The organism is Mesorhizobium sp. WSM4808 (assembly GCF_055811675.1).
The window spans coordinates 90697-108037 of record NZ_JBVVQX010000008.1; the positions used below are offsets into that span (position 1 = coordinate 90697).

The following is a 17341-nucleotide window of genomic DNA, read 5'->3' on the forward strand; positions in this document are numbered from 1 at the left end:
CCGCTATTTGTCGAGGAGCCCCTGCAGGCCGTCGGAAGCCGCCTTCAGCGCCGCGTCCGATGTCGCCTGGCCGCCAGCCGCCAGCGAGAGCTGGGTACCGAGCAGATCCTCGTATTGCGCCGAATAGGTGAAGATCGGAAACGACTTGCCGGTCGCCACCACATCCTCGGCGGTCTTATAGAAGGGATATTTCGCCAGCACCGCCGCATCGGCATAGACATCGCTGCGCACCGGCGCGTGTCCCTCGAGCGCGCGCTTCACCGAAACATCCTTGCTCTGCACCCACTGGATGAAGGTCCATGCGGCTTCCTGCTCTTCCGGCGACGTGTTCTTGGGAATGCCCCAGCCCCAACCGCCGCTTTCGCCATGGCCACCCGGCATCACCGACAGGCCGACCTTGCCGGCGACCGTCGGACACTTCACGGCATCGTCCATCTGCGGCAGCATCCACCAATAGGTGACCATGCTGAAGGCGGAACCGCTGCACATCAGGCGCATGGTGTCATCGAGTGTCGCCGATATGGCACCCTGCTGGGCGCCATGCTGGATGTTGTCGACATAGAGATCGAGCGCCTTCTTGGCCTCTGCCGTGTCGAGGCTCGCCTTGCCGTCGGCATTGAGATAGCTGCCGCCGGCGGAGAACAGGTAATTGGAGAATTCCATGCTGTTGGGATCGCCGCGCTGGCCCTGCATCGCGGCTCCGGCGACGCCGGCATTGGCCTTCATGAATTTGGAAATCGCCACATAATCTTCGAGGGTCGTCGGCAAAGCGAGTTCCTTGCCGGTTGCCGTCTTGTAGGCGGCCTTGAGCTTCTCGTCGCCGATCAGGTCCGTGCGGTAGAGGAGGCCCATCGAGTAGTTGTACATGGGCACCAGGAACAGCTGGTCCTTGGTCCGGCCGAGCAGGTCAAGCGTCGAGGGAATGAAGGGGCCTAGATCGTATTTGGATTTCTCGACGAAGGGTTTCAGATCGACGAGCCAGCCGGCGGCCGGAAATTCGCCGGCCCACAGGAAGTCGACCTCGAGCACATTGTAGTAGCTCTGCGGCGCGGTCAGCTGGGACACCAGCTTGTCGTGCATGTCGGGATAGCCGATCTTCTCGAACTCGACCTTGATGCCGGTCTGCTTCTCGAATTCGGGCAACAGCGCTTCGATGATCTTGGTTTCCGGCACGTCCTCCATCAAGGCGTGCAAGGTGATGGGCTCAGCCGCCCTGGCCGGAAGCGATGCGCTGACAACAGCTGCCCCGCTCACGGCCGTCATCAGCATTTTGATCAAGGTCTGCTTGTTCCAAGTCATAACTCTCTACTCCTCTTTCCCTCTGGACGCGGCGGTGATCCCGCCACGATTTCATAACCGGCTAGCGAGCCATGTCGGCTCTCGGAGCGGCCGGCCTATTTCACGCTGCCGAACGTCAAGCCCTGGACGATGAAACGCTGGATGAAGCGGGAAGCCACGACCAGCGGCAGGATGGCAAGGACGACGCCGGCAGAGACCTTGGCGATCTGGACGCCGTTCGAGGTCTGCAACGCGGCGAGCGCAACCGGTATGGTCGCCGTCTTCGGCCCGCTCAAAACCAGGGCAAACAGAAACTCATTCCACGCCAGGATGAAGCCGAGGACGCCGGCGGCCGCGATACCGGGCATCGACACCGGCAGCACAATGCGCCAGAAGGCGCCCCAGGCGGTCGCGCCGTCGGTCATCGCCGCCCACTCCAGATCGACTGGAATGCCTTCGAAGAAGCCCATCAGGATCCAGGTCAGGAAAGGCAGGTTGAGCGCGGCATAGACGATGATCAGCCCGGTCAGCGAATTGCTGAGCTCCAGGCTTCGGAACAGCGTGAAGGTCGGCAGCACCAGCGCCACGGGCGGCAGCATTTGCGTCGCCAGAACGGCAAAACGCGCCCACCGACCGCCCGTACGGAAACGGGCGAAGGCATAACCGGTGGTGGCGGCAAAAGGCAATGCGAGCAGAACCGAGCCGAGCGCGACGATCAGGCTGTTGAGGTAGGACTGACCGAAGCGGCTCGACAGGAGCGCCGAATAATTGTCCGTCGTAAAGGCCGGCATCAGCTCGTTGCTGTAGGATAGCTGCTCGGGCACGAAGCTCGTCCGCAGCACCCAGAGCGGCGGCAGCAGCACGATGGCGCAAACGACAATCAGCCCGAAATGCAGGCCGAAGCGGCGACGAAAGGCCGGCCGCTCGTTTCTGTCCATGCTGGTCATCGAGTGGCCCCCATGAGGCTCGGCCGCGCGATCACCAGTTCGGTTTCGGGATCAAACAGGTGCATCGGCAGCGGGTCGATGTAGAGTTCGACGATCGAGCCGACGGGCGCCGTGAAATAACGGCTCAGGCGGGCGGCGATCTCCAACGGCTTGCCGCCTCCGGCGGGGTGGGCATCGTCCGTGCCGGTGGCCTGACCGGCAATCTGGCCGATCAGGACGTTCTCGGCGCCGAGAGCTTCGACGGCCACGACCCGTACGGAAATCTTTTGCCAGTCCGGCTTGTCGGGGCTTTCGTGGAAATCCTCGGCCCGCACGCCCAGAATGACGCGGCGCCCGACACGCTCGCCATAAGCGTTGCGGTGGCGGGCGGGGACGGCAAGCACGGCACCACTATCGGTCAGGACGGAGAGCCCTTCGCCAGGTGCGGCCTGAAGCGTGGCCGGAATGAGGTTCATCGGCGGCGTCGCCAGGAAGCGCGCGACGAAGGTGTTGACCGGGTCGGCATAGACTTCAAGCGGCCGGCCGGCCTGGACCAGGCGACCATCGCGCATGATGCATATGCGATCGCCCATGGTCATGGCCTCGACCTGGTCGTGCGTGACATGGACGATGGTGCGGCCGAGGCGTCGGTGCAGCTTGACGAGTTCGAGCCGCATCTCGGCACGCAGCTGCGCATCGAGGTTGGACAGCGGTTCATCAAGCAGGAAGGCCGCCGGTTCGCGAACGATCGCCCGGCCGAGCGCGACACGCTGACGCTGGCCGCCCGAAAGCGCTGCCGGCTTGCGGCCGAGAAGATTCTGCAAACCGAGCAGGTTCGCGGCGTCGGCAATCTTGGCATCGATCACTGCTGCGTCGGTGCCGCGCATCTTCAGCCCGAAAGCCATGTTCTGCCACACCGACATATGCGGATAGAGCGCGTAGCTCTGGAAAACCACCGCGACGTTTCGGTCGCGCGGCGCGACATTGGCGACGCTCTTGCCACCGATGCGAAGATCGCCGGAGGAGATACTCTCCAGGCCGGCAATCATCCGCAGCGTCGTCGACTTGCCGCATCCCGACGGGCCGAGAAAGATCACGAATTCGCCATCGGGAATGGTGAGATCGACCTCATGCACCCCGTAATTGCCATTGCCGTAGAGCTTGGAAACGCGATCGAGCTCGATAGACGCCATAGACATTCCTCATGAACCCGTCTGACCCGGCTGTACGCCGAAGGCCGAAGTCGAGCGAACGGTCATCTTAGAGAACAAAATGTAACATTGAAAGCCTGCCTTCTGATCATATGTGTTCACTTTTTTGGATGGCGCGTGCCAGCATCAGGATCCGGTTACAGCCGCCAAAAGCCGTCAGGTCATGTAGACGCCGCCGGTCACGTTGACGCCCTGGCCAGTCATGAAGCGGGCTTGATCCGAGCAGAGGAACACGACGACGTCGGCGACATCCTCCGGCAGTTCGAGCCGGCCGAGCGGCGTCTGCGCGATATAGTCGGCGACCACCCGTTCGGGCGTGACCTGCCGCAGATGCGCCTCCCATTCGACTTCGCGCGATTGCATGCCGGTCTTGACGAACCCCGGGCAGACGGCATTGACGCGGATTCCCTTTGGCGCGAGCTCGCGGGCAAAGGCCTGCGTCCAGCCGAGCACGGCGAACTTGGATGCCGAATAATGCGCCAGGAGCGGCGCACCGACCTTCGCGGCAAGCGAGGCGGTGTTGACGATGCAGCCCGTGCCTTGCTTGACAAAATGCCGTCCAGCGATCTGATTTGCGAGGAATACCCCGCGCGCATTGACCGAGAAGTTGAAGTCCCACTCCTCGTCGGTCAGATCGAGCGCGTGCTGCATGGTGGACACGCCGGCATTGGCAATCAGGATATCGCAGCCGCCTAGCGCTTCCAGCACAGTGGCAAAGGCCGCCTCGACGGAATCGCGACGGCGAACATCGACCGTGACGGCGGCGGCACCGCCGCCAATCTCCTCGGCCGCCTTGCGCGCCGCGTCGGGATCCAGATCGCCGATCGCCACGGCGACACCCTGCCGCGTCAGGGCGGTCGCGATCGCGCGACCGATCCCCGCGCCGCCACCCGTCACAAAGGCACGCTTGCCCGCGAGTTCGGCAAGCACTGGAGGAATGACGGAGGCAGCCGGCATGGTCGTATTCTCTCTGCTTGGTGGCGGAACGCGTTCTGTTAATATCGAGATGCATACCAATAAATTCGAACACTGCAAACATATTTTTGTTTGAAAATGTTTGATCATGCGGTAGAGTTGAAGTTGCAGACCGCTTCGTCAGCGGCTTACCCACCGGATACATCGATGGCCGACGACACCGCCTCTCCTCTATCGTCCACGCATGGCGCACCGCGTGATGCCGACCGTCAGCGCCTTCTCGCGCACGATCGACAGGCACGCATCCTGGCTTTCCTGCGCCGCACGGGGTCGCTCACCGTCGCTGCGGCAGCGGCCGAACTCGCCGTTTCCGACATGACGATCCGCCGCGATCTCGTCGAACTGGAACGCGAGGGCAGGCTGGTGCGAATCCATGGCGGCGCGATCGAGGCCGAGAACCCGCCGCTGGTCGCCATGGACAGTGAGGAGCCGAGTTTCGATTCGCGCTTGCGCCAGCGCCGTGACCCGAAGGCCGCGATTGCCGCCGCCGCGGCCGCCTTGGTTTCGGGATACCGCACGATCGCATTGGATGTCGGCACCACCACCTATCTGATGGCCGAGCACCTCAAGGACCTTCCGCACGCCAAGGTGTTCACCAACAGCCTCAGGATCGCGGCGGCGCTGAACGGCGGTGTGCCCGAAGTCTATGTTGCCGGCGGCCGCGTACGAGCCGACGAGATGTCGACCGGCGGACCCGCGGCCATCGCCCAGTTCGAGGCGCTGTGGTTCGATGTCGCCGTGATCGGCGTCTCCGGCATCACGGCGGACGGCCTCTTCGACTATTCCTTCGATGATACCGATATGAAGCGCGCCTATCTCAGACGCTCAGGCACCAAGATCGTGCTCTGCGATTCCGCCAAATTCCTGCGCATGTCGCTGGTGCGGATAGCGCCACTGTCGGACGTCGACATCCTCATCACCGATGCCGAGCCGCCGGCCAAGATCGCCGCAGCGCTCGCCGCGGCCAAGGTCGACCTGCGCATCGCGCCGCCGCTGACGCGCGACTGAGGCGCAACATTTTCACTTTATCCCCAAGGAGACGACTCGATGGTATTTGAATTTTTCGGCGACAAGAAGAAGGCTGTCATCTCGATGGCACATATCGGTGCCCTGCCGGGAACGCCCCTCTATGATGCCGATGGCGGCCTCGACAAGCTGATCGATGGCGTGCTCTCCGACATCCGCAAGCTGCAGAGCGGCGGCGTCGATGCCATCATGTTCGGCAACGAGAACGACCGCCCCTATGTCTTCAAGGCGCCGCCCGAAGGCATTGCCGCCATGACCGCGATCGTCCAGGCGGTGAAACCCGAGCTGAAGGTGCCGTTTGGCGTCAATTATCTCTGGGACCCGACTGCCAGCGTCGCGATCGGGGCGGCCACCGGAGCCCGTTTCGTGCGCGAGATCTTCACCGGCCTGTTTGCTTCCGACATGGGCCTGTGGGAGCCCGATTGCGCCGCCGCCTCGCGCCTGCGGCACAATCTTGGCCGCGACGACATGAAGCTTCTCTTCAACATCAATGCAGAGTTCGCACACTCGCTCGACCAGCGTCCTATTGAATTGCGCGCCAAGAGCGCGGTGTTCTCGTCGATGGCCGACGCCATCCTCGTTTCCGGTCCGATCACTGGCCAGCCGGCCGACCAGTCCCACCTGCGCAGCGTCTGCGAGACGATCAAGGACGTGCCGGTCTTCGCCAACACCGGCGTGAACATCGACAATGTCCGCGATGTCCTTTCGCTGGCGAGCGGCGTCGTGATCGGGACCCATTTCAAGATCGATGGCAATACCTGGAACGCCGTCGACGGCGATCGGGTCAAGCGCTTCATGGACGTTGTCGCCACTTTGCGCTGAGGACGGCTTCCACGGCGATGCCGGCCATCGCGCCGGCTCGCGGTGATCATATCGATCGTTGCGGGCCGGCGTCCGGAATGATCGACTGGTATCGAGCAGCGGGACACGACGAGGCAGACAGGTTCGCCCGCCTGCCCTTCCCGGCATTTCAATGGATTCGACATGGCGTTCGTTCTCGGTCTCGATATAGGCACCACCTCGACGATCGGCATTCTGATCCGGCTTCCCGATCAGGTGCTGGGCCTCGCCTCGCGCCCCGTCACGCTGCATTCCGAGCATGCGGGCTGGGCCGAGGAAGATCCCGCGCAATGGTGGACCAATGTCCGCGACATCGTGCAGGAGTTGCTGAGGACCAGCGGCATCAAGGCCGAAGAGATCGTGGCGATCGGCACCACCGGCATGCTGCCGGCGGTCGTTCTTCTGGACGAGCAGGGCGAGGTGCTGCGACCGAGCATTCAGCAGAGCGACGGCCGCTGTGGCGCCGAAGTGGCCGAACTGCGGACCGAATGCGATGAGGCGGCTTTCATCGCCAAGGCCGGCAACGGCATCAACCAACAGCTGGTCACCGCAAAGCTGCGCTGGATAGAGCGTCACGAGCCGGAGGTGTTCAGCCGCATCGCCACCGTTTTCGGCTCCTATGACTATATCAACTGGCGCCTCACCGGCGAACGTGCGGTCGAGCAGAACTGGGCGCTGGAGGCCGGCTTCGTCGATGTTTCGACGCACCGGATCGACGACGATCTGGTGGCGCTCGCTCACATACCGCGCTCGGCCGTGCCACGAAAGATCGCCTCGCATGAGATCCTCGGCTCCGTCTCGGCGAAGGCCGCGGATGAGACCGGCCTGATGGCGGGAACATCTGTCGTCGGTGGTGCGGCCGACATGATCGCTTCCGCGCTCGGCGCCGGAGTTGCCAAAGCAGGCGATGTCCTCCTGAAATTCGGCGGCTCGGTCGATATCCTGATCGCCACCGATCAGATCAAGCCAGATCCCCGCATGTATCTTGATTACCACCTGGTGCCGGGCCTGTTCATGCCCAATGGCTGTATGTCGACCGGCGGCTCGGGCCTCAACTGGTTCGTACGCAATTTCGCCGGCGGCGAGATGGCCACGGCACAGGCCGATGGTATTTCGATACACCAGCGGCTCGATGCGCTGGCGGCAGAGCGTCCCGCCGGTGCCGACGGCCTCACCGTCCTGCCCTACTTCCTCGGCGAGAAGACGCCGATTCATGATCCAGCGGCTCGTGGCGCGATCGATGGGCTGACGCTGTCGCACGATATCGGCCATGTCTGGCGCGCTTTGCTCGAGGCCTATGCCTTCGCCATCGCGCATCATATCGAGGTGCTCAACGACATGGGCCACCGGACCGAGCGCTATCTCGCCTCCGACGGCGGCTCAAGCAGCAAGGTCTGGATGCAGATTGTCGCGGATGTCCTGCAAAAGCCGGTCCAACGCCTGACCGGGCACCCCGGTTCTTGCATCGGCGCTGCCTGGACGGCGGCGATCGGCGTCGGCCTGACCGACGACTGGTCGGGCGTTTCCGGTTTCGTCAGCTTCGCCGACCGGCTCGATCCCGACCTGCGCAAGGCTGACATCTACCGCGACGGCTATCGCCGCTATCGCGATCTTTATGCGCGCCTGTCGGCTCATGGCGCGACCAGAGCGGGATCGTCATCGTGATGTATCGCGCCGTCGCCTGGGACATCGACGGAACGCTGATCGACAGCGAGCCGTTGCATCATCAATCTCTCCTCGCCGGCTGCAGCAACTGGAACGTCGATCTTGACGACCTGCCCGACCAAGCCTTTCGCGGCATCCATATGGGCGACGTCTGGACAATGCTGCGTCCGCGTCTCCCGGGCGGGCTCGACCAGGCGGAGTGGCTCGCCGCTATCAATGCCCACTACGTCGCTAACCGGGCGAACGCCGTCCCGATCCCCGAGGCGGTCGAGACGATTCGGACCCTGGCTGACCGCGGCGTCCCGCAGGTCTGCGTCTCGAATTCCGGCCGGCAAGTCGTCAATGCCAATCTCGATGCGCTCGGCGTGCTCGACCATATGAGTCTCACAATCAGCCTCGACGACGTGTCGGCCGGCAAGCCCGACCCCACGCCCTATCGCGAGGCCTGCCGGCAGCTCGCCATAGCTCCAGGGTCGGTGGTGGCCGTGGAAGACAGCCGCACCGGCACCAAGGCAGCACGGGCCGCCGGTCTGTTCGTGGTCGGCTATCTCCCCAGCGGCGTCCTGCTCGGCGACGTCGATCTCAGCACCAACCGCCTGTCGTCGATCCTGGACCTGTTTCCCGGCTGAGGGTTTGCGCGTCGTTCCAAGTGTGCGCTTGACCATGCATGCAGGTTTGTAGCGTGATGGCAGCTGATCGATTCACATCGATCCGGTAGGAACTCCTCTTGCGCCTCGGCGTCGTGAAACCGCGAACGACACCACACCCAGGATTGGACGCTTGATGAACGACCTCCCCCAAACACTTGCAGCGGACTCGCTCGGGCCAACCGTGACGATTGGAGAAATCCTGGTAGAGATCGTCGCGAGGCAGACGGGCACCGGCTTCCGGGAACCTATCGACCTCATTGGTCCCTTTCCGAGCGGCGCGCCCGCCATCTTCATCGATCAATGCGCACGTATGGGCGGAGCGGCCGCAATGGTGGGCGTGGTCGGCGACGACGATTTCGGCGTCGTCAACATGGAGCGCCTGAAGCGGGACGGCGTAGACACTTCAGCCATCGCTGTTTCCCCGGATTATCCGACGGGCAGCGCCTTTGTTCGCTACCGCACGGACGGAAGCCGCGATTTCGTCTACAACATCGCCAAATCCGCCGCCGCCCGACTGGAATGGAGCCCGCAGGTCGAGGCGCTGATCGCGCGTTGCGGGCATATCCATGTCATGGGAACGGTGTTCGCAAGTCCCGCAGCCTGGGCGATCACCGAACGCGCGATCCCGCTGATCAAGGCACGCGGCGGCACGATGTCGCTCGATCCGAACCTGCGCAAGGAACTGCTGGCGCACGGCCAGACCGAGGAGAAATTCGCCGGTCTGGTGGACGAAGCGGACCTGCTGCTGCCGTCGGGCAATGAATTGTTCCTGGCCGCCGGCACGGACGGGGAGGAACGCGCGATCGAGGCGCTGTTCAGACGAGGGGTCAAGGAGATCGCCGTGAAGCGCGGCGAACATGGCGCGTCAGCCCGTCAAAGCACCGGAGCCCGCGCCGATTGCCCCGGCCTCATCGTCGAGGAAACGGACCCCACCGGCGCCGGCGACTGTTTCGGCGGAGCCTATGTCGCATGCCGGCGGCTGGGGATGGCGCTGCAGACGGCGCTCGAATTCGCCAACGCGGCAGGGGCGCGCAACGTCACACGCCTCGGTCCCATGGAGGGAGCCGGCACGCCGGCCGAGCTGGAGGATTTCATGGCAAGAACGGCGAGAAGAAATTGATGCGTGTGGCGATCGAAGATTTGCCGGCCCTGCACAGGGACGGGAAGAAAATCGGGGTGACCTCTGTGTGCTCGGCGCACCCGCTGGTGCTGAAAGCCGCACTGCGCCACGGGCGGGAAACCGGCACCACCGTCCTGATCGAGGCGACGTGCAATCAGGTCAATCATCTGGGTGGTTATACGGGCATGACGCCGGCCGATTTCGCGGCGATGGTGGAAGCGCTCGCGGCAGCCGAGCAGTGCCCGCAAGAGCTGATCGTGCTTGGCGGGGATCATCTCGGCCCCAATCCCTGGAAAGACCGGCCCGCCGAGGAGGCGATGGCGCAGGCCGGGACGATGATCGATGCCTATGTCCGCGCCGGCTTCCGCAAGATCCACCTTGATGCCTCGATGGGCTGCGCGGGTGAACCGGCGGCGCTAGACGACCACACAGTGGCCGGGCGCGCGGCCAGGCTGGCAGGCGTCGCGGAGCAGGCGGCAGCGCAGAGCAGCGGGGCAAGCCCGGTTTACATCATCGGCACGGAAGTGCCGCCGCCCGGCGGCGCCGATCACACATTGGATGCGATCACCCCGACCAGTCCGGAGGCGGCTCGCCAGACACATGCCGTTCATGCCCAGGCATTCCACACCGCCGGGCTTGAAAGCGCATTTTCCCGCGTCATCGGGCTTGTGGTGCAGCCGGGCGTGGAGTTCGGCAACCAGAATGTGATTTTCTACGATCGGGCAAAGGCCCGCGACCTGGCGGCAACCCTCGACAGATTGCCGTCGCTCATTTTCGAAGCCCATTCGACGGACTATCAGGGTGAGAGGCCGTTGCGTGAACTCGTCGAGGACGGCTTCGCCGTCCTCAAGGTCGGACCCGAGCTGACCTTCAAGCTGCGCGAGGCGCTGTACGCGCTCGACCTGATCGCTTCCGACCTGGTGCCTGGCTATGGCGAGCGGCCGCTTTACCACGCAATGGAAGAGCTGATGCAAGGCGCCCCCAAGAATTGGGCAAGCCACTATCATGGCAGCGATGCCGACAAGCGGACGCTGCGCCACTACTCCTATTCCGATCGCGTCCGATATTATTGGGCGATCCCGCAAGCCCGTGCCGCCTGCAACCGTCTCTTCGATACCTTGTACGGCCGCAAGGTGCCGGTGACGCTGTTTCTCCAGCACCTGCCTTCTGCAGTCACATGGGCTGACCGCGCCTGCGACGTCGAGGAGATCGCGATCGGTCACGTCCGGCGGAGCATCGAGGCCTACGCCGGGGCATGCGGCACCTGAGATCCTCGTCCGGCACTTCAAGGCCAGAGCGGATGGCCTGGCGGGCGGCAGGAACGCTTACAGCGATGGCCCCAATCGGATCGGACTGCCGTCGCTGAAACGGGATTGACGGAACCTGTAGAGATTGTGCCCGGTCTCGTTGCCTTGGACGAGGTCGGACAGCACACGGCCGATGCCGGGTCCGATGCCGAAGCCGTGACCACTCATCCCGGTCGCTATGACGAGACCTGGGATCGCAGCGGCGCGATCGACGATGGGCACGACATCGGGCATCGCATCGATCATGCCCGCCCAGCTCGCCTTGATCGGCACAGTCGTGAACTGAGGGAAAAGCTCCCTGAACCCGCGGTCGATGGCGCGAAGCGCCGACGTCTCGGGAGCGGGATTGAGGACCCGCATCCGTTCGAAAGGGCTTTCTTCATCCGCGTTCCATCTGCGCGGCGTCGACCAGCCATCCGGGTATCCTCGCGGCGCGGCCGGCACGTAGCGCGTGCCGAAGGGATTGGCCATCAGGGCGCTGAAATATTTGCCCGCGTGGCGAAATGCGTCCGGCCCTATGTAGAGTTGGCTGCTGCCTCCCGATGCGAGCGTATACCCGCCATCCTGCCTGCGCCGGAAAGCGATGCGTTCATCCGCGGCGGCACCGGTGTGGATTTCCGGCATCGGTGCTGTCGCGGCGACGGTCGCCCTGACGCTGAGCTGTGGAATCGAGATGCCGTGGGCGCGCAGAAAGAGCGACGTCCACGCGCCGCTGGCGACGACGACGCTCGAGGTCGCGATGTGCCCTTTCTCGGTCCAGACGCCACTGATGCGTCCCGCGGAGATGTCAAGCATACGTGCCGCGCAATTTTCGATGATCGTCACACCTTCGCGGGCCGCCAGGCGAGCAAGCGCGGGCACCGCGACCCAAGGTTCCGCCCGCATGTCCGATGGGGTGATCATTGCGCCTTTGAACGGTCGCGACATGGCAGGGATCAGGCTTGCCAACTCACCTTGATCGAGGAGACGCGTGTCGACGCCATGAGCCTGGGCAATCTCGAGAAACTTCGCGAAACCGGCCATCTCCTTGTCTGTCCGCGCAAGATAGGTAACGCCCGTCTGCTTCAGTCCTATGTCCTCGCCACATTCCTGCGCCAGTTGCCGCCAGAGGCGCTGCGCTTCGATGACGATCGGCAGTTCGTCGGCATCGCGGCCCTGCTGCCGGATCCAGCCCCAATTGCGCGAGGATTGCTCGGCGGCGATGCGGCCCTTTTCCAGCAGCGTCACCGAGACGTTCCGTCGCGCCAGGAACAGTGCCGTGCTCACGCCAATGACCCCGCCGCCGATGATCACGACGTCCGAAGTCTTCGGCAGGGGATGCTGGAACTGGATCGAGGTGGCTTCGGTGAAGGGGAAGATTGTCAAAGAGCACCGTCCTTCTTGGTATGCTGCGGCGACATCCGGTCCACGCTGGCAGCGATATCTGGGCAGCGATATCTGGCCGCCGTGAAATGTCGATACCACGCGAGGAGATTGATCGTCAGCTAGTGCTTGCCGACAAGGACGGCGGCAGATCGCGGGTTTGGAAGAGCCCTGGACAATGAGTCCTGAAACCGCCGGCCTGGCGAGTGTTGCAAGCAGTTCCCGAGAAATCGTTGGCGAGCATGCTTATTCGCAGGCCGGCCCAACTGGTCTGAACCTTGAGCGCGAAGGCCGGAATGCAATAGGTATCACAAAACCGCCAAAATGGCTCAAGGGCCAGAGCAATTCCGTAAAATCGTCCAACCAATCAATTACTTACAGGAAAAACCCGATGGTACCGTTGGCTGGGATCTATCCCCGCATCAAGCTATTGTTTTTATTATTTTTTTTCTGCTCCAACGTCCGATTTGTATCACAATAGGTATCACAATCTGTAGCACCTTCTCCGCGACCCTTGGATGCCTTCGCCCACAGCGGCCGCAGCGCGTTTGACGCCCACTCGCAAATCCGGTGTCGTGGCAGGTAAAAGAATACCGTCATTCTTCTAACCGATTGCGTCATACGAGTTCACCGCCACCGGCCGCTCCCCGGCTAGTCGCTCAGCTTGCCTATGCACGAAGAAGCCGAAGCAAACCGTCATCAACATTCCTTACTCGAAGGAATAGGTGAAGCCCTCCTTGGAGGCGCCGACGGTTACCCTTGTCATCCTTTCGCCCTCGAGCGAGCGGTTCAGCACGCCGCGGCTCAATTCCGGCAGCAGCGTGTTTGTCAGGATGGCATCGATCATCCGCCCGCCGGATTCGATCTCGGTGCAGCGGGCCTTGACTAGGTCCATGACGCCATCGCCGATCACCAATTCTGCGTCGTTGGTCGCACGCAGCCGGCGAGCGATCTTGGCAAACTGGTGACGGGTGATCGCTTCGATCATCGAATCCGAGAGCGGATAGTAAGGAATGGTCACCACCCGGCCAAGAAAGGCCGCAGGGAAGACCTTCAGCAACGGGCTGCGCAGCGCGGTGTCCAGATCGTCGAGCCCTGCCCGCAGCGTGCCATTCCTGGTCCGATCCATGATGACTTCGGAGCCGACATTCGAGGTGAGCAGGATCAGCGTGTTCTTGAAATCGATGCGCCGGCCCTCGCTGTCGTCCATCATCCCCTTGTCGAAGACCTGGAAGAAGATTTCGTGCACGTCAGGATGCGCCTTCTCAACCTCGTCGAGCAGGATCACCGAATAGGGTTTGCGGCGGACCGCCTCGGTCAGGATGCCGCCCTTGCCGTAGCCGACATATCCGGGCGGCGCCCCCTTCAAGGTAGAGATCGTGTGCGCCTCCTGGAACTCGGACATGTTGATCGAGATCAGGTTCTGCTCGCCGCCGTAGAGCGTCTCGGCCAAGGCCAATGCGGTTTCGGTCTTGCCAACGCCCGAGGGGCCACAGAGCAGGAACACGCCCACCGGCTTTTCCGGCGCGCCGAGCCCGGCGCGGCTGGTCTGCACACGCTTGGCAATCATCTCCATGGCGTGATCCTGGCCGACCACGCGTTCGGACAGAGTGCTGGCCAGCCGCAGCGCTTTTTCGGTCTGGCTCGACAGCATCCGCCCCGTCGGGATGCCGGTCCAGTCCTGAACGACCGCCGCCACGGCGTTGCGGTCGACCGACGGCAGGATCAGCGGCGTCTCGCCTTGCGCCTCGGCCAGTTCGACCATCAGTTCGCGCAACCGGGTGAGATCGGCGGCCGGATCGGGTGGAGGGGCATTGGCAGCCGCCGGTGCCTCCATATTGATTTTGGCCGTTTTGGTCTTGGGCGTTTCGACCTTGGGCAGCGGAGTCTCAACCGAGTCCGCGCCTGCTGTTTCGCTATTGGTCTCCGGCGTCTCCACCGCATCGAGCGGCACACCTTCGCCGCGCAGCCTGGCGCGCAGTTCAAGTATTTCGGCAACGAGTGCCTTTTCCCGGTCCCAACGCTCCTGTGCGGCGGCGAGCATGACTTCGGTTTCGGCTAACCCGGTGTCGACCCGTGCCTGCCGGTCGCTCACCTCGATGCCGATCGCGGCCTCGCGACCGATGATGCCGCGCTCGACCTCCAGCGCTTGGCGTCGGCGCATGATGTCCTCGACCTCCGCCGGCGTGGCGTGCTGCGATATGGCGACACGGGCGCAAGCGGTGTCGAGAAGGCTCACCGCCTTGTCAGGCAATTGCCGCGCCGGGATATAGCGATGCGAGAGACCAACCGCCGCCTCGATCGCCTCATCCAATATCTGCACCTTGTGGTGCTGTTCCAGAACGCCGGCGACACCGCGCAACATGAGAACGGCCACCGCCTCGGACGGCTCGTCGATCTTGACCACCTGGAAACGGCGGGTCAGCGCCGGATCCCTCTCGATGTGCTGCTTGTACTCGGCCCAGGTCGTTGCCGCGATCGTGCGCAGTTCGCCGCGCGCCAGCGCCGGCTTCAGCAGATTGGCCGCGTCGCCTGTTCCAGCCGCGCCGCCAGCGCCAATCAAGGTGTGAGCCTCATCGATGAACAGGATGACCGGCGTTTCGGAAGACTGCACCTCATCGATGACTGCCTTCAGCCGCTTTTCGAACTCCCCCTTTACGCTTGCACCCGCCTGCATCAATCCGACATCGAGCATGCGCACACTGACCCCTTGCAGTGTCGGCGGCACGTCGTCCGCAGCGATACGCAAGGCAAAGCCCTCGACGACCGCGGTCTTGCCGACCCCGGCCTCACCGGTCAGGATCGGGTTGTTTTGCCGGCGTCGCATCAGGATATCGACGATCTGCCTGATCTCTGGATCGCGGCCGACAACCGGATCTATCTTACCGTCGCGGGCGCGCTGGGTCAGGTCGGTGGCGTATTTCGCCAGCGCCGAATCCCCACCCGGAGGCCGCCGCGGCGCCTCTGCGGTGGAGACCGTGGTCGAGGCGCCGGCTTCCAGCGAGCCCTCCATGGCATCGGCGAATCGTGCGATGACCGCGGCGGCGTCGATCTTGTCAAACTCGCCGCTGATCTTCGACAGCAGGCCTTCCAGGACCGGCGTCTTCAGGCAGGCAAGGAGAATGTGGGCGCTACGGACTTCCTCGACGCTGAACTCCAGCGTGGCCAGGTTCCAGGCTTCCTGGATGGCATGGAAGATATGGTCGGAAAATTCCTCGATCGACGTTGCGCCGTAAGGCAGCTTGTCGACGGCGCGGGTCATATCGGCCGTGAGCCGGCTCGCATCAAGGCCCGCATCGGCGATTATCATTTGCACATCCGAACGGTCGGAAAGTACCAGTTGCTCGATGAAGTGGACGAGCTCGACGTAAGGATTGCCGCGCAGTTTGGCGGTGTCGGCCGCAGCCTTGAAGGCGCGCACACCGACAGGATTGAGCTTGCCGACCAGTTCCTTGCGTTTGAAGGTCTGCGATGACCGGCGCTGTTCCATCGAACGTGCTCCTGCAATCTGCCAGCCGATAACCTGCCACATAAGCCGTCACTTGACAAAGCGCGATGAACAGCGCCCCTTCCACTTGTGGAGAGTGCCGCACCATCAGATGCAAACAACCACGCAATTGTCCGCCTCGGTGTAATGCATTTCACATACAGGGTCAGCACTCTGGCCAAGGGTTCCAGCACCCAAGACGCGGCTTGGTCAGCTTTCGTTAATTTTTTGAGCAGTGCTTGAATTGTGGTAAAGTGCAACCGTGTGATACCGTAGGGTCACGTACGGTTTGAGGGCCGATCGCTGGGGGTTGGTGTGATTGATGTCGCACTCTGGCTTGCTCCGCTCGACGGTGAAAATCCGTCAGGGGAGGATTTGCGCAACGACCCGGCTTTTCATGAGCTGGAGCGCCTGACGGAACCCGAGATCAAGGTCGTCCACGACGGCCAGAACAAACCCGCCTCGCAAAGCACCATTCCGGTCGACTGGCCCGCGGTGCTCGCCAAGGCGGAGGAATTGCGTGCGCATGGCCGGGACCTGCGCCTGCTCGTCGTCGTCACGCGCGCGCTGGCCAATGAAGAAGGACTGGCCGGGCTCGCGCAGGGGCTGGCCCTTATTGCGCAGACCTTCGATCAGCATTGGGAAACAATGCATCCGGCACTGCGGCCCAACGCTTTGCCACGCGATGCCGCCTTGCGCCGTATCAACGCGCTGCTCGACCTCCAGAATGGTCAGGAGGGGTTGTTGGCGAACCTGCGGCAAATGACGTTCTTTGCGCCACGTGCGATCGGCCCGATCCGGGGCAAGGATCTGGAAAGGTGTGCGCTCGACGACCGTGTCATGCTCCAGGAAGCCGCCTCGGGATTGAACGCGGCAGAAAAGGCCGCACTGGTCAGTGCGCACGGACAATTGTTGAACCGGGTGCGTGCCGGATGTGCGGCACAGATGGATCAAGCCAACGCAGAAATGGTCTTGCTCGTCGCCGACGCCCGGGCAGCGATCGCAGCCCTTGATGCGGTCGAGACCGCTCTCAACGCCCGTCTCGAGGGCGGCGGCGCTCCTGTTCCGGAATTGAAGCGGTTTCTGCAGCGCCTGCTGACGACTCTCGAACGGAATTCGGCAGCCGGCGCCTTGGCGAATGGCGCGGCCAAGCCGCCCACGCCGGCAGAACCGGCAACGCCTGCTCGAAACGGTCATGGAGCCGATACTATGGCAAGTGCGGCAAGCTACGCGGACTCGAGCACGGGGCTTCCCGACCGGATTTCCTCGCGCGACGACGTGGTGAAATGCCTCGACCTCGTCGTCGCCTTTTATGACCGCACTGAACCGTCGAGCCCGATTCCGCACCTAGCGCGGCGCGTGCGCCGGATGGTGCACATGGATTTCGTTGAACTGATGGAAGATCTCGCCCCGTCGGGGCTGAAGGAATTCCGGCTCCTTGCCGGCGTTCCCGATGTCAAGAAGACGGCTCAGAAGGATGAAAGGTAACAGCAC

The 17341-nt window shown here is 63.2% G+C and carries 14 protein-coding genes; 8 read left to right on the plus strand and 6 right to left on the minus strand.

The genetic code is table 11. The annotated features are described in order from the left end of the window. Nucleotides 1-3 precede the first annotated feature (3 nt). The 4 genes from AC0L2U_RS16320 to AC0L2U_RS16335 form a co-directional block, all read right to left on the minus strand. Nucleotides 4-1299 carry an ABC transporter substrate-binding protein gene (locus AC0L2U_RS16320; RefSeq protein ID WP_473602211.1) on the minus strand — a complete coding sequence of 432 codons (1296 nt, stop codon included), beginning with the start codon at nucleotides 1297-1299 and terminating at the stop codon, nucleotides 4-6. 95 nt (nucleotides 1300-1394) lie between these two features. Further along, nucleotides 1395-2225: a carbohydrate ABC transporter permease gene (locus tag AC0L2U_RS16325; protein ID WP_013530271.1), complete on the minus strand. Its 831-nt coding sequence runs from the start codon at nucleotides 2223-2225 to the stop codon at nucleotides 1395-1397. Next, entirely contained in the window at nucleotides 2222-3397 is a 1176-nt protein-coding gene (locus AC0L2U_RS16330; RefSeq protein WP_128287460.1) for an ABC transporter ATP-binding protein, read from the minus strand. Before AC0L2U_RS16330 ends, AC0L2U_RS16325 begins: the two co-directional genes overlap by 4 nt. 174 nt (nucleotides 3398-3571) lie before the next feature. Beyond that, nucleotides 3572-4372, minus strand: coding sequence for an SDR family NAD(P)-dependent oxidoreductase (locus AC0L2U_RS16335; protein WP_127318852.1), 801 nt, complete (start codon nucleotides 4370-4372; stop codon nucleotides 3572-3574). Nucleotides 4373-4537: 165 nt separating this feature from the next. Between AC0L2U_RS16335 and AC0L2U_RS16340 the strand changes: the two genes are divergently transcribed. The 6 genes from AC0L2U_RS16340 (at nucleotide 4538) to AC0L2U_RS16365 (ending at nucleotide 10959) form a co-directional block, all read left to right on the plus strand. Continuing rightward, nucleotides 4538-5398, plus strand: a complete 861-nt coding sequence (locus AC0L2U_RS16340) for a DeoR/GlpR family DNA-binding transcription regulator (protein WP_127329125.1) — start codon at nucleotides 4538-4540, stop codon at nucleotides 5396-5398. A 39-nt stretch (nucleotides 5399-5437) separates the two neighbouring features. After that, nucleotides 5438-6238, plus strand: coding sequence for a BtpA/SgcQ family protein (locus AC0L2U_RS16345; protein ID WP_023809131.1), 801 nt, complete (start codon nucleotides 5438-5440; stop codon nucleotides 6236-6238). Nucleotides 6239-6400: 162 nt separating this feature from the next. Next, nucleotides 6401-7921 carry an FGGY-family carbohydrate kinase gene (locus tag AC0L2U_RS16350; RefSeq protein WP_128287458.1) on the plus strand — a complete coding sequence of 507 codons (1521 nt, stop codon included), beginning with the start codon at nucleotides 6401-6403 and terminating at the stop codon, nucleotides 7919-7921. Beyond that, on the plus strand, nucleotides 7921-8550 hold the full coding sequence (locus tag AC0L2U_RS16355; protein ID WP_128287457.1) for an HAD family hydrolase: 630 nt from the start codon (nucleotides 7921-7923) through the stop codon (nucleotides 8548-8550). The genes AC0L2U_RS16350 and AC0L2U_RS16355 overlap by 1 nt, the downstream gene beginning before the upstream one ends. 154 nt (nucleotides 8551-8704) lie before the next feature. Continuing rightward, on the plus strand, nucleotides 8705-9691 hold the full coding sequence (locus tag AC0L2U_RS16360; RefSeq protein ID WP_127395308.1) for a tagatose kinase: 987 nt from the start codon (nucleotides 8705-8707) through the stop codon (nucleotides 9689-9691). Beyond that, nucleotides 9691-10959, plus strand: a complete 1269-nt coding sequence (locus AC0L2U_RS16365) for a D-tagatose-bisphosphate aldolase, class II, non-catalytic subunit (protein WP_128287456.1) — start codon at nucleotides 9691-9693, stop codon at nucleotides 10957-10959. Before AC0L2U_RS16360 ends, AC0L2U_RS16365 begins: the two co-directional genes overlap by 1 nt. A 57-nt stretch (nucleotides 10960-11016) precedes the next feature. Here AC0L2U_RS16365 and AC0L2U_RS16370 read toward each other — a convergent pair whose 3' ends face one another. Further along, entirely contained in the window at nucleotides 11017-12363 is a 1347-nt protein-coding gene (locus AC0L2U_RS16370) for an NAD(P)/FAD-dependent oxidoreductase (protein WP_128287455.1), read from the minus strand. 175 nt (nucleotides 12364-12538) lie between these two features. On the opposite strand from AC0L2U_RS16370, the gene AC0L2U_RS16375 reads away from it, so the two are divergent. Then, a complete protein-coding gene (locus tag AC0L2U_RS16375; protein WP_128287454.1) occupies nucleotides 12539-12841 on the plus strand; it encodes a hypothetical protein in 303 nt (100 codons plus the stop codon). A gap of 228 nt (nucleotides 12842-13069) precedes the next feature. Here the strand turns inward: AC0L2U_RS16375 and tssH are convergent, their stop codons facing one another. After that, nucleotides 13070-15850 carry a type VI secretion system ATPase TssH gene (gene tssH / locus AC0L2U_RS16380; protein WP_128287453.1) on the minus strand — a complete coding sequence of 927 codons (2781 nt, stop codon included), beginning with the start codon at nucleotides 15848-15850 and terminating at the stop codon, nucleotides 13070-13072. 312 nt (nucleotides 15851-16162) lie between these two features. Between tssH and tssA the strand changes: the two genes are divergently transcribed. Next, nucleotides 16163-17335: a type VI secretion system protein TssA gene (gene tssA / locus AC0L2U_RS16385; protein ID WP_128287452.1), complete on the plus strand. Its 1173-nt coding sequence runs from the start codon at nucleotides 16163-16165 to the stop codon at nucleotides 17333-17335. Nucleotides 17336-17341 lie beyond the last annotated feature (6 nt).

What these genes read in the sequence shown, in the direction of transcription:
- AC0L2U_RS16320 (WP_473602211.1), bottom strand. Translation starts at nt 1,299, where the DNA reads ATGACTTGGAACAAGCAGACCTTGATCAAAATGCTGATGACGGCCGTG.
- AC0L2U_RS16325 (WP_013530271.1), bottom strand. Translation starts at nt 2,225, where the DNA reads ATGACCAGCATGGACAGAAACGAGCGGCCGGCCTTTCGTCGCCGCTTC.
- AC0L2U_RS16330 (WP_128287460.1), bottom strand. Translation starts at nt 3,397, where the DNA reads ATGGCGTCTATCGAGCTCGATCGCGTTTCCAAGCTCTACGGCAATGGC.
- AC0L2U_RS16335 (WP_127318852.1), bottom strand. Translation starts at nt 4,372, where the DNA reads ATGCCGGCTGCCTCCGTCATTCCTCCAGTGCTTGCCGAACTCGCGGGC.
- AC0L2U_RS16340 (WP_127329125.1), top strand. Translation starts at nt 4,538, where the DNA reads ATGGCCGACGACACCGCCTCTCCTCTATCGTCCACGCATGGCGCACCG.
- AC0L2U_RS16345 (WP_023809131.1), top strand. Translation starts at nt 5,438, where the DNA reads ATGGTATTTGAATTTTTCGGCGACAAGAAGAAGGCTGTCATCTCGATG.
- AC0L2U_RS16350 (WP_128287458.1), top strand. Translation starts at nt 6,401, where the DNA reads ATGGCGTTCGTTCTCGGTCTCGATATAGGCACCACCTCGACGATCGGC.
- AC0L2U_RS16355 (WP_128287457.1), top strand. Translation starts at nt 7,921, where the DNA reads ATGTATCGCGCCGTCGCCTGGGACATCGACGGAACGCTGATCGACAGC.
- AC0L2U_RS16360 (WP_127395308.1), top strand. Translation starts at nt 8,705, where the DNA reads ATGAACGACCTCCCCCAAACACTTGCAGCGGACTCGCTCGGGCCAACC.
- AC0L2U_RS16365 (WP_128287456.1), top strand. Translation starts at nt 9,691, where the DNA reads ATGCGTGTGGCGATCGAAGATTTGCCGGCCCTGCACAGGGACGGGAAG.
- AC0L2U_RS16375 (WP_128287454.1), top strand. Translation starts at nt 12,539, where the DNA reads ATGAGTCCTGAAACCGCCGGCCTGGCGAGTGTTGCAAGCAGTTCCCGA.
- tssH (WP_128287453.1), bottom strand. Translation starts at nt 15,850, where the DNA reads ATGGAACAGCGCCGGTCATCGCAGACCTTCAAACGCAAGGAACTGGTC.